We start from the raw sequence: 11,162 nt of genomic DNA, 5'->3' as shown, positions 1-11,162 counted from the left end.
GCCGGCGCCTGGCAGTGGTTCGAGCAATTCTCCGCCATCCACAACCAGCCCATCGCCACCAAGGGCAATGGATATGGCGGGCTCGATGCCGAGATGGTCGTTTCTCAGGGCCTCTTCGTCAAGCAGTTGGCCTGGTTCAAGCAGATGTATGACGAAGGACTGCTCGTCCATAAGAGCAAGGATGCCGGCGAAACCGCCAATGACGCCTTCGTCAACGCCAAGTGCCAGATTTCCTCGAGCTCTGTCGCCGACCATGGCACCATCGGCAAGCAGGCGATCGACGGCATGAACTGGACCTCCGCCATGCTGCCGGTCTGGGAAGGCACCGAGCGCACCAACAGCCTGGTGGGCGGTGCTTCGCTCTGGACCCTCAAGGGCAAGTCGGAAGAAGAATACAAGGGCGCCGCCGCCTTCTACAACTTCCTGGCCCAGCCCGAGCAGGCCCAGTGGTGGTCGACCGTCACCGGCTATATTCCGGTCACCAATTCCGGCTTTGACGCCATGGTTGCCAATGGCTTCTACGACGCCGCTCCCTATAAGGGCCGCGAAGTCGCCATCGAAAGCCTGACCGCGACTCCGCCGACCGAAAACAGCCGCGGCATCCGCCTGGGCAATTATGCCTCGATCCGCCAGGAAATGGTCAAGACCATTCAGAACGTGCTGTTCAACAATGCTCCCGCCGAGCAGGCCCTTGTCGACTTCGACGCCAAGAGCAACGAAATCCTGCGGCGCTTCGAGCAGACCTACAAGGGCGCCCAGCTCCCCTGATCCTTGCGCGCATGGGCGGCTCAAGCCGTCCATGCCTTTGCTTTTCCGATATCCAGGGAGGCTCGCGATGGAACGCCGCGCCTTTTATCGCAACGGGGTGCTGCCCTGGCTGCTCATCGCGCCGCAGCTCATTCTGGTGCTGGTCTTTTTTTATTGGCCCACTGCGCAGGCGCTGTATTGGGCCTTCACGCTGGAACAGCCCTGGGGCGGCGGCAATAGCTGGGTGGGGATGGACAATTTCTTCGCCATTTTCCGCGATCGGGACTATTGGGGTACCGTGCTGCGCAGCGCCTTCTACGCCATCTGCACGACCGGCATCTCCATGGCCGTCGCCCTGGTCCTGGCCGTGTTCGTCGACCGGGCCCTGAAGGGCACCAGGGTGTTCCAGTCCGTCTTCGTCTGGCCCTATGCCATTGCGGCACCGGCGGCGGGCGTTGCCTTTCGCTTTATCTTCGCGCCGGAATCGGGACTGATCGGCTCGGTGAACCAGATCTGGCCGGGCATCTGGAATCCCGCCATCAATGGCGGCCACGCCCTGGCCATGGTCATCGTCTGCCATGCCTGGCTCGGCATCGGCTATAATTTCATCTTCTTCCTTGCCGCCTTGCAGATGATCCCGCGCTCGATCACCGAGGCCGGGGCCATGGATGGCGCGCGCCCGGCGCGGCGCATGCTCGACCTGCAATTGCCGCTCATCACGCCCACCGTGTTCTTCCTGCTCATCATGAACCTGATTTCGAGCTTCACAGACAGCTTCGGCCTCATCGACGTGATGACCGAGGGTGGCCCGGTCGGGGCCACTGAAGTGATGGTCTACAAGATCTATTTCGACGGCTTCAAAGGCCTCGATTATTCGGGCGCCGCCGCCCAATCCATCATCCTGATGCTGCTCGTCATCGCGCTGACCTTCGTCCAGTTCAAATGGGTCGAAAAGCGCGTCCACTACAATTGAGGGCGATATCGTGATCGAACGCTCCCACGTCTTCAACATCGTCACCTACGCTGCCATGGTGCTCGGCCTCGTTGTCATTCTCGTGCCCTTCTGGATCACGCTGGTGGCTGCCAGCCAGTCCCTGCAGGAGGTAAGCCGGGTGCCCATCGTGCTCTGGCCTTCCGCCCATCTGTGGGAAAACCTTCAGGCGGCCTGGGCGCGAGCCGATCTCGGCCCCAAGCTGGTCAATAGCCTCATCGTTTCGCTCGGGGTGACGGCGGGCAAGATCGTCCTGGCTTCGCTTTCCGCCTTCGCCATCGTGTTCTTCAATTTCCGCGCCCGCATGGTCTGCTTCTGGCTGATCTTCATCACCCTGATGCTGCCGCTGGAAGTGCGCATCGTGCCGACCTATTCGATTGCCGCCAATGCCCTTCTGCCCTTCCAGGCGCTGCTGGACATGGCCGGCATCACCTGGCTGCTCGAGACGATCTCGGGCGTCCGCGTCAGCCTCGAATGGAATCTGCTCAATTCCTATACCGGCCTCATCCTGCCCCTGGTGGCCACGGCGACCGGCACCTTTCTTTATCGCCAGTTCTTCATGACGATTCCCGATGAACTGGTGGAAGCCTCGAAGATGGACGGCTCCGGCCCCATCCGCTTTTTCTTCGATGTGCTGCTGCCCCTGAGCCGCACCAATATGCTGGCGCTTGCCACCATCATGTTCGTTTCGAGCTGGAACCAGTATCTCTGGCCGCTGCTGATCACCACCGACCGCGCCAACTACGGCACGGTGGTCATGCAGCTCAAGGCGCTGATCCCGGCGCAGAACGGCACGCCCGACTGGAACGTCACCATGGCGGGCGCCCTCATCATCATGCTGCCCCCGCTCCTGGTCGTTGCCTTCATGCAGCGCTGGTTCGTGCGCGGCCTCATTACCCGCGACAAGTGAGACAGATCATGGCCGCTATCACCTTTTCCGGCGTCAAGAAGCGCTATCAGAAGACCGACGTCGTCCATGGCGTCGATGTCGAGATCGAGGGCGGCGAATTCGTCGTCATCCTCGGCCCCTCCGGGTGCGGCAAATCCACTCTGCTGCGCATGATCGCCGGGCTGGAGGACATTACCGCCGGCACCATCGCCATCGACGGCAAGGTGGTCAACGCGCTCGAGCCGCGCGAGCGCGGCTGTGCCATGGTGTTCCAGAACTACGCGCTCTATCCGCATATGAGCGTGAGGCAGAATATCGGCTATGCGCTCAAGGTCGCGGGCATGCCCAGGCCCGAGCGCGAGGCACGGGTGACCAAGGTCGCCCGTTCGGTGAGCCTCGAGCCCTATCTGGATCGTAAACCCGGCGAATTGTCAGGCGGACAGCGCCAAGGCGTGGCCATGGCCCGCGCCATGGTGCGCGAGCCCAAGGTCTTCCTTTTCGACGAGCCCTTCTCCAATCTCGACGCCAAGCTGCGCGTCGCCATGCGGGCCGAGGTGCGCAATCTGCATCGCAGTCTTGGCGTCACTTCGGTTTTCGTCACGCATGACCAGACCGAGGCCATGACGCTGGCCGATCGGCTCATTGTCATGAATGCCGGCATTGTCGAGCAGGTGGGCACGCCATCCGAGGTCTATCACCGCCCGGCCAGCCTGTTCGTCGCCGATTTTATCGGCTCGCCGGCCATGAACCTGCTGCGTGGAAGGCTGGGGGAGGATGGCTATTTCCGCCATGGGCGAGGCGGCATGATCCATCTGCCGGAACTCGCCCGCCAGTTTGTAAACCGCGACGTCGCCATTGGCGTGCGGCCCGAACTGATCCGCAGGGTGGCGTCCGGGACACGCGGCGCCGTTGCCGCCGTGGTCGACTACATCGAGGAACTGGGCGCCGCGCGCCTGATCTACGCTGATGCCGATGGCAGCCCGATCATAGCGGTCGACAACGGCAATGACGCCCTGGGCACCGGCATGCCCATCCATCTCGGCTTTGGCGAGGCCGATATCCATGCCTTCGCAACCGACACTGGCCGGCGTCTGGATGAAATGGAGCCGGAGCGCGCTCCTGCCGCCAGCGTCTCCGCCTGATCGCGGCCGCGTCTATGCCGCGTCGCTGAGCAGGGCCTCGGCCAGGCCGTATTCGTGCAGCTTGCGGTAAAGGGTGGAGCGCCCGATCTTGAGGGCGCGGGCGACGCGCGACATGCGTCCGCCATGATGCTCGATGGCAAAGACGATGGCGGCGCGCTCGATCTCGGCCAGCGAGGCGATTTCGCCGGCGTCGTCGAGGAAGCGGTCGGGCGTTGCCATCGGCTCAAGGGCAGGGCGCTCCCGCGCCGGAGCGGTGTCGATATGCATGGGCGCGCCCGGCGCTGGCAGCGTTTCGACGCTGCGCAACACCGAATCCCGCCCCGTCTGCTGGGCCACGATCTGCGGAAAATCGACGGATTCGAGGAAGGCTCCGTCGGTAAGTACGACGGCGCGATAGACCGCATTTTCTAACTGGCGGATATTGCCCGGCCAGTCGTAAGCCATGAGCAGTTCCAGCGCCGCAGGGGAAATGCCGAGCACGCGCTTGCCCGCCTCGGCGGAAAAGCGCGCGATGAACATGCCGACCAGCGCCGACAGATCCTCCCGGCGCTCGCGCAGGGGCGGAACATAGATGGGAAAGACGTTGAGACGGTAATAAAGGTCTTCGCGAAACTCGCCGGATTTGGCCAGGTTCAGCAGCCGCCGGTTGGTGGCTGAAATCACCCGCACATTGACGCGTTCGGGGCGGCTGGCGCCCACCGGTTCGATTTCCCCTTCCTGCAGCGCGCGCAGGAGCTTGACCTGGATATCGAGGGGCAATTCGCCGATCTCGTCGAGGAACAGCGTGCCATTATGGGCTTCGGCGAATTTGCCCTGCTGGTCGGCGATGGCGCCGGTAAACGCGCCCTTCTTGTGCCCGAACAGCACGGACTCCACCAGATTGGGCGGGATAGCGCCGCAATTGACCGTGATGAAAGGCTTGCCGGCGCGATCACCGCTCCCCTGGATGATGCGAGCGATCAACTCCTTGCCCACCCCGGTTTCCCCTTCGATCAGAACCGGAATGGAGGATTTGGCCGCCTTGGCCGACAACATCATGACGCGGGCCATGGCAGGGGCCGAGGCGATCATGTCGCTGGCGCTCAGTGTGCCGGCGCGCTTGGCGCGCTCGGCGCGAATGGCGGTTTCCAGAATGTCGAGCTTGAGCGCATTGCGCAGCGAGATCACCAGCCGCTCTGGGGCTACCGGCTTGACGAAATAGTCAGCCGCGCCATTGCGCATGGCCGAGATGACCGTTTCGAGCGAGGCGTTGGCCGTCTGGATGATGACCGGGGTGGTGAGCCCCTCGCGGCGCATCGCATCCATGACGCCCATGCCGTCGAGATCGGGCATGACCAGATCGAGGATCATGGCGCCGATATTGCGGTCGTCGCGCAACAGATTGAGCGCCTGCTCGCCGCTGGTGGCCGTCAGGGCCTTGAACCCGGCCCGGTTCGCCACTTCGGCGGTGAGGCGCAACTGCACTGGATCATCGTCGACTACAAGAACCCGCGTCATCCAAACCCCAGTCTTCTTGATCCGGCATCGAATCGTGTGCCGATTTGGGAGCAGCATGGCGGAGGGGTCTTAAGAGGCTATTAATCATAAACTTTTCCTGTCGACCCCAAGGCGCCGCTGGACAAGCCGGAAGCCGTGCAATTCAATGACGCAGAATGGGCAGGAGGGGCCATGACGGGGCAGAAGCGGAGCGGGCGGCGATGCTGACCCTGCGCCAGATCGAGGTGTTGCGCGCCATCATGGTCACCGGCAGCATTGCCGGCGCCGCGCGGTTGCTGAACGTGGCCGCTCCCGGCATTTCCCGGCTGATGAAATATACCGAAAAATCGTTGGGTGTGCGTCTCTTCGACAGGCGCGCCGGGCGCTACGTGCCCACCCCGCAGGCCCGTAATATCTTCGACCTGCTCGATACCGTGCACCGCAAGATCGAGGATCTGCAACTGGCGGTGGACGAATTGGGGCGCGGCAAGGGGGAGGCCCTGCGCGTTGCCTCGGTGCCCAGCATCGGCAGCGTCATGATGCCCCGGGCCGTGGCCCGGTTGCGCCGCCGCTATGCCGATCTCGCGCTCGATATCGATATCCTCAAGCTCGAGGAGGCCAGCGACTACCTGCTGCTGGGGCGGGGCGAAATGGTGGCGGTGTCCTCGCGCTTCGATCACCCTCTCATCGCCTTCGAGCCGCTGGCGCGTGGGCGTCTGCTCTGCATCGTGCCCGCCGATGGCCCCCTGGCCGGCCGCAAGCGCATCACGCCGGCGGAAATGGCCGAACATCCCCTTGTCGGGATCGAGCCCAAGGACCCCTATGGGGCGATCATGGATGCCATGTTCACCCACGCCGGGCTCGACTATCGCACCAGCATCAAGGCCCGTTTCGGCGTCACCGTCTGCGGGCTGGTGGCAGCGGGGCTGGGCATCGCCATCATGGATGAGTTCACCGTGGCGCATGGCGCTGCCCCCGGTCTGGTGCGGCTCGAAATCGATGCGGATTGCACCTTCCAGACCTATGCCGCCTATCGGCGCGATATCGATATCTCCGACTATGCCCTCCATTTCATCGCCCTGCTGCGCGCGGAAATGGAAGCTTTGAAAGGAGGGAGTAGGCCATAACCTGATGTTATGAATTGCGCCTGTTTTGGTAATGGCATTGGGGTAACGGCGCCCCGATACTGAGCCTCGTTGCGGGAGGGGGCTCCCTTCCTGTCCAGGGAGGATGCGCCATGAAGACCTCGATTGCCACCGTATCGATCGGCGGGGATCTGCGCGAGAAACTGGCGGCCATCGCTGCGGCGGGTTTCGACGGCGTGGAGATTTTCGAAACCGATTTCCTGGCCTTCGACGGCAGCCCCCGCGATGTCCGCCGCATGATCGCCGACCATGGCCTTACCACGACGCTGTTCCAGCCCTTCCGTGATTTCGAGGGCCTGCCCGAGCCGCAGCGCGCCCGCGCTTTCGAGCGGGCGGAACGCAAGTTCGACCTGATGGGCGAATTAGGCGCCGAGCTGATGCTGGTCTGCTCCAGCGTTTCGCCGGCGGCGCTGGGCGGCATTGACCGACTGGCTGCCGATTTCCATGCGCTGGGGGAGCGGGCAGCGGCGCGCGGCCTGCGCGTGGGCTACGAGGCCCTGGCCTGGGGACGGCATATCAACGATCATCGGGACGCCTGGGAGGTGGTGCGCCGGGCCGAGCACGCCCATGTCGGGCTCATTCTCGATTCCTTCCACACGCTCTCGCGCGGCATCGAGGTCGAGAGCATCCGGTCCATTCCGGGCGACCGTATCTTCATCGTGCAGCTGGCGGATGCGCCGCTGCTGAATATGGATGTGCTGCAATGGAGCCGGCATTTCCGTTGCATGCCTGGCCAGGGCGACCTGCCCATCGCCGATTTCATGCGCGCCGTATTGGCGACGGGCTATTCCGGACCGCTCTCGCTGGAGATTTTCAACGACCAGTTCCGCGGCGGCTCGCCCGGCTCCATCGCCGTGGATGGGCATCGTTCGCTGGTCAACCTCATGGACGGGCTACGCGAGACCGCGCCGGAGTTGGCCGCTTCGCTTCCAGACCTGCCCCCGCGCATCGGCGTACAAGGGGTGGAGTTCATCGAATTCGCCGCCAGCGCGGCGGAGCGGGGGGAATTGGAGGCGCAATTTGCCGCGTTGGGCTTTGCACCCCATGCCCACCACCGCAGCAAGGATGTGGTGGTGTGGCGTCAGCCGGGGGGAGCCGGCGGGCCGAACCTGGTGATCAATAGCGAAGAGGAAGGGCTGGCTTACTCGGCCTATCTCACCCATGGCACCAATGCCTATGCGATCGGTCTGCGCGTCGAGGACGCCGCTGCCACCGTGCAACGCGCCCGCGCTCTGGGTGCCGAGGTGTTTGAGCAGCGTCGGGGACCGGGTGAACTGGCCATCCCCGCCATTCGGGGCATGGGTGGTGGCCTGCTCTATTTCATCGACGAGACGCTGGCCGATGTCTGGGAGGTGGAATTTACCTCCCTCCCTGCGTCCAGGATGCTGGCCGGCATGCTCACCGGCATCGATCACATTGCCCAGACGATGAATTATGAGGAAATGCTGACCTGGGCCCTGTTCTATACGTCGATTTTTCGGGCGCGGAAGCTGCCCATGGTCGATGTGGTCGATCCGGCCGGCCTGGTGCGCAGCCAGGTGATCGAGAGCGAAGAGGAAGGGGTGCGGCTCACGCTCAATGGATCGGATAACCACCGCACGCTGGCCGGCCATTTCATCACGGAAAGTTTCGGCTCCTCGGTGCAGCATATCGCCTTTGCCTGCGCCGATATCTTTGCCGCCTCCGAGGCGCTGACTGCGCGCGGTTTTATCCGCCTCGGCATTCCGGCCAACTATTATGACGATCTCGATGCCCGCTTCGAACTGGAGCCGGCGCTTCTGGAGCGCCTGCGTGCCGCTAACATCCTTTATGACCGCGATGGTGCTGGTGCTGAGTTTTTCCAGATTTACAGCGCCGCCATGCCCGATGGCCGGTTTTTCGAAGTGGTGGAGCGCCGGGGCGGCTATGCGGGCTATGGCGCGGCCAATGCCGTCTTCCGTATCGCCGCGCAGAAGCGGCAGGTCCGGCCTGCCACCATGCCGCGCCTCTAGCCTCAGGCGTGAGCGGCGAAAGTGCGGCCCATGGCAGCACTGTCGGGGGCCAGACCGGTGAAAAGGGAGAAGGCCCGCGCCGCCTGATGCACGGCCATTCCGCCCCCCGGCAGAACGGAGCATCCCTGTGACCGTGCCGCTTGGATAAGTGCGGTTTCGCGGGGGAAATAGATGATGTCGACCACGAAATGGCCCGCGCCCAGCAAAGCGGGATCGAGAGGCAGGCCAGGATGCTTGGCCATGCCCACCGGCGTGGCGTTGACGACGCCGCTGGCACCCCGGAGCGCCTCGGCCACCTGATCGGGCGGCACGGCACGGGCAACAGCCCCACCCCGATGGACAATATGGGCGGCAAGGGCTTGGGCGCGCTCTGCTTGCGCATCGACGATATCGAGAGCTCCAGCCCCCAGGTCGACCAGGGCCTGCGCCACCGCCGATCCCGCCCCACCGGCGCCGATCTGGATGATGCGGTCGAGCGCTATGGCGCCGAAATGGCTTCGGAAGCTTTCGGCAAAACCCCAGCAATCGGTATTGTGTCCGGTGCTCCCCCCGTCGCGGAACACCACCGTATTGACCGCGCCGATGGCGGCCGCTTCCGGCGAAAGCGCGTCGAGCAATGGGGCGATCGCCTGCTTGAAAGGGTAGGTGACATTGAGCCCCGAAAAGCCGCGCGCCGCCGCGCCTGCCAGCATGGCGGCCAGATCCGCATCCCGCAGGCCGAGCCGGTCGAAATCGATGAGGTCGTAGCGATAGTCGAGTCCCAGCCGGCGCCCCTCCTGCTCATGCATGACCGGGGTTAGCGAGGCGCCGATTCCTCGGCCGAAAAGCCCGATGCGAACCTGTGATGGGTTGTGCATTTTGCGCCCAAGGCTCTCGAAGGCCTGCTCGATACGCTGATCCGAACCGGACATTTCGGCTCCTCCGCCGCCGCTCCCAGCGAGCGCCCTTGTTTTCCTGCGCCGCCCGCCGGTACAACAGCAGGAAGGTAGGCGCCACAATGTACGAACTGGTTAGTTTCGTCAATTGCGGCATCGATGCGAAGGGACATGCTCATGCCATCCACCGGACCAATCGTTCCGGCGTCGCGAAAGCCGTCGACGCGCCGGCAGGATCCGGAAGGCACGCGCCAGAACATCATCGAGGTGGCTTCGCAGGAATTCGCGCTCAATGGGCTTTCGGGCGCGCGCATCGATGAGATCGCGGCCAAGACCCGTGCCTCCAAGCGGATGATCTATTATTATTTCGGCGACAAGGAGGGGCTTTATCTCAGTGCCCTCGAAAACGCCTATCGCCAGGTGCGCGAAGGCGAGGCCGGACTCGACATCGAGGGATTGAGCCCGCTCGAGGGTCTGCGTCGCCTGGTCGAATTCACTTTCGACCACCATCACCAGCATGAGGATTTCATCCGCATGGTGATGATCGAGAATATCCATCACGGCCAGTATCTGGAGCGCTCCTCGCTGGTGCGCGACCTCAACGTTACCGCCATCGCCCATATTCGCGACCTTTATGAGCGCGGGCTTGGCGAAGGCCTGTTCCGCTCCGGCCTCGACCCGCTCGAGATCCATTGGCAGATCAGCGCGCTGTGCTTTTTCAACGTCTCGAACCGCGCGACGTTCTCCTCGCTCTTCGCCCGCGACTTCGGCACGCCCGAAATGCTGATGCGACTGCGCCACAATACCGTGGAGATGGTGCTGCGCTATATTCTCAAGCCCGAGGCCATCGCGGAAGCGCTGCCATGAAATATGACTTCGTCATCGCTGGCGGCGGTTCGGCGGCCTCTGTGGCCGCCATGCGGCTGGTGCGTGACCATGGCTTTTCCGTCCTGATGGTCGAGCGGGGGCGAAGCGCGACCAACGCCATCATGGCCATGCCGGCGGGCTATATGAAATATCTGGCCCGCGACACCTTTCTTGAAATGCACGCCACCGTGCCGCAGCCACACTTGGGGGGACGAGGCCCGATCGTGCCCGTCGCCAAGGTGCTGGGCGGCGGCAGCGCCGTCAACGCCATGGTCTATATGCGCGGGCAGAAGGAAGATTATGATGGCTGGGCCGCGCATTTGGGCAATGGGGCGGAGTGGTCCTATGCCGACATGCTGCCCCATTTCCGGTCGCTGGAGGGCAATAGCCGTTTCAACAACGCCTATCATGGTGCCGCCGGCCCGCTGCGCGTTTCCGAGCCGGGACATATCTGCGATACCACCGAGGATTTCCTGCTCGCCGCGCAGGGGTTGGGGCACGCCTACAACCCCGATTTCAACGGCGAGCGGCAAAATGGCGTCGGCATCATGCAGCATACCTATGGGCTCTGGAACGGGCGCAAGCGCCGCTCCGACGCCAATATCGCCTTTCTCGACGCCCTCAAGAACGACAAGCGCCTTACCGTCGTTACCCAGGCCCGGGTTAACCGCGTGCTCTTCGAGGGCAGCCGTGCCGTCGGGCTCGAATATGAGGCGCGGGGCGAGACCTATCGCGTCCATGCCGAGCGCGAGGTGTTGCTGGCGGCGGGAACCTACAATACCGCCAAATTGCTGATGCTCTCGGGTATCGGCCCGGCCGATCATCTGCGTGAGCATGGCATCGGCGTACGCGCCAATCTGCCCGTGGGCTCCAACCTTCAGGATCATCACGAAGTGCCGGTCATCGCCACCACCAGGGGACGCTCGGGCTATTTCGGCCAGGATACTGGCTGGAACATGATCCGCAATGGCCTGCAATATCTCCTGTTCAATTCCGGCCCGGTGACCACCACCGGCATCGAGGCCTGCCTGTTCTTCGA

At 63.5% G+C, this 11,162-nt stretch carries 10 protein-coding genes; 8 read left to right on the top strand and 2 right to left on the bottom strand.

What is annotated here, in order from left to right:
- From VDP82_RS07765 to VDP82_RS07750, 4 genes are all read left to right on the top strand, one after another.
- On the top strand, positions 1-768 hold a 768-nt coding region (locus tag VDP82_RS07765), incomplete at its 5' end, for an extracellular solute-binding protein (protein ID WP_323014284.1).
- 67 nt (positions 769-835) lie between these two features.
- Positions 836-1,720: an ABC transporter permease subunit gene (locus VDP82_RS07760; RefSeq protein WP_323014283.1), complete on the top strand. Its 885-nt coding sequence runs from the start codon at positions 836-838 to the stop codon at positions 1,718-1,720.
- A gap of 10 nt (positions 1,721-1,730) precedes the next feature.
- Positions 1,731-2,648 (top strand): ABC transporter permease subunit, encoded by a 918-nt coding sequence (locus tag VDP82_RS07755; RefSeq protein WP_323014282.1) that lies wholly within the window; start codon positions 1,731-1,733, stop codon positions 2,646-2,648.
- An 8-nt stretch (positions 2,649-2,656) separates the two neighbouring features.
- On the top strand, positions 2,657-3,769 hold the full coding sequence (locus tag VDP82_RS07750) for a sn-glycerol-3-phosphate ABC transporter ATP-binding protein UgpC (protein ID WP_323014281.1): 1,113 nt from the start codon (positions 2,657-2,659) through the stop codon (positions 3,767-3,769).
- Positions 3,770-3,781: 12 nt separating this feature from the next.
- On the opposite strand, the gene VDP82_RS07745 is transcribed toward VDP82_RS07750, so the two are convergent.
- Positions 3,782-5,266 (bottom strand): sigma-54 dependent transcriptional regulator, encoded by a 1,485-nt coding sequence (locus tag VDP82_RS07745; RefSeq protein WP_323014280.1) that lies wholly within the window; start codon positions 5,264-5,266, stop codon positions 3,782-3,784.
- A gap of 200 nt (positions 5,267-5,466) precedes the next feature.
- Here VDP82_RS07745 and VDP82_RS07740 point away from each other — a divergent pair, with 200 nt between their 5' ends.
- Together VDP82_RS07740 and VDP82_RS07735 are read left to right on the top strand one after the other, a co-directional pair.
- Positions 5,467-6,372 carry a LysR family transcriptional regulator gene (locus VDP82_RS07740; RefSeq protein WP_323014285.1) on the top strand — a complete coding sequence of 302 codons (906 nt, stop codon included), beginning with the start codon at positions 5,467-5,469 and terminating at the stop codon, positions 6,370-6,372.
- A gap of 110 nt (positions 6,373-6,482) precedes the next feature.
- A complete protein-coding gene (locus tag VDP82_RS07735; protein WP_323014279.1) occupies positions 6,483-8,381 on the top strand; it encodes a bifunctional sugar phosphate isomerase/epimerase/4-hydroxyphenylpyruvate dioxygenase family protein in 1,899 nt (632 codons plus the stop codon).
- A gap of 2 nt (positions 8,382-8,383) precedes the next feature.
- Here VDP82_RS07735 and VDP82_RS07730 read toward each other — a convergent pair whose 3' ends face one another.
- Positions 8,384-9,292: a shikimate dehydrogenase gene (locus VDP82_RS07730; RefSeq protein WP_323014278.1), complete on the bottom strand. Its 909-nt coding sequence runs from the start codon at positions 9,290-9,292 to the stop codon at positions 8,384-8,386.
- A 141-nt stretch (positions 9,293-9,433) separates the two neighbouring features.
- Here VDP82_RS07730 and VDP82_RS07725 point away from each other — a divergent pair, with 141 nt between their 5' ends.
- Both VDP82_RS07725 and VDP82_RS07720 read left to right on the top strand, forming a co-directional pair.
- A complete protein-coding gene (locus VDP82_RS07725) occupies positions 9,434-10,123 on the top strand; it encodes a TetR/AcrR family transcriptional regulator (RefSeq protein WP_323014277.1) in 690 nt (229 codons plus the stop codon).
- Positions 10,120-11,162, top strand: a 1,043-nt coding sequence (locus VDP82_RS07720; RefSeq protein ID WP_323014276.1) for a GMC family oxidoreductase, incomplete at its 3' end; no start/stop codon positions are given. The genes VDP82_RS07725 and VDP82_RS07720, both read left to right, overlap by 4 nt.

The sequence above is a fragment of the Devosia sp. genome (assembly GCF_034675085.1).
Classification (GTDB): domain Bacteria; phylum Pseudomonadota; class Alphaproteobacteria; order Rhizobiales; family Devosiaceae; genus Devosia.
The sequence above is the reverse complement of the archived record's forward strand: the minus strand, read 5'-3'. Positions and strand labels throughout refer to the sequence as shown.

What these genes read in the sequence shown, in the direction of transcription:
- VDP82_RS07735 (WP_323014279.1), top strand. Translation starts at nt 6,483, where the DNA reads ATGAAGACCTCGATTGCCACCGTATCGATCGGCGGGGATCTGCGCGAG.
- VDP82_RS07740 (WP_323014285.1), top strand. Translation starts at nt 5,467, where the DNA reads ATGCTGACCCTGCGCCAGATCGAGGTGTTGCGCGCCATCATGGTCACC.
- VDP82_RS07745 (WP_323014280.1), bottom strand. Translation starts at nt 5,266, where the DNA reads ATGACGCGGGTTCTTGTAGTCGACGATGATCCAGTGCAGTTGCGCCTC.
- VDP82_RS07725 (WP_323014277.1), top strand. Translation starts at nt 9,434, where the DNA reads ATGCCATCCACCGGACCAATCGTTCCGGCGTCGCGAAAGCCGTCGACG.
- VDP82_RS07750 (WP_323014281.1), top strand. Translation starts at nt 2,657, where the DNA reads ATGGCCGCTATCACCTTTTCCGGCGTCAAGAAGCGCTATCAGAAGACC.
- VDP82_RS07730 (WP_323014278.1), bottom strand. Translation starts at nt 9,292, where the DNA reads ATGTCCGGTTCGGATCAGCGTATCGAGCAGGCCTTCGAGAGCCTTGGG.
- VDP82_RS07760 (WP_323014283.1), top strand. Translation starts at nt 836, where the DNA reads ATGGAACGCCGCGCCTTTTATCGCAACGGGGTGCTGCCCTGGCTGCTC.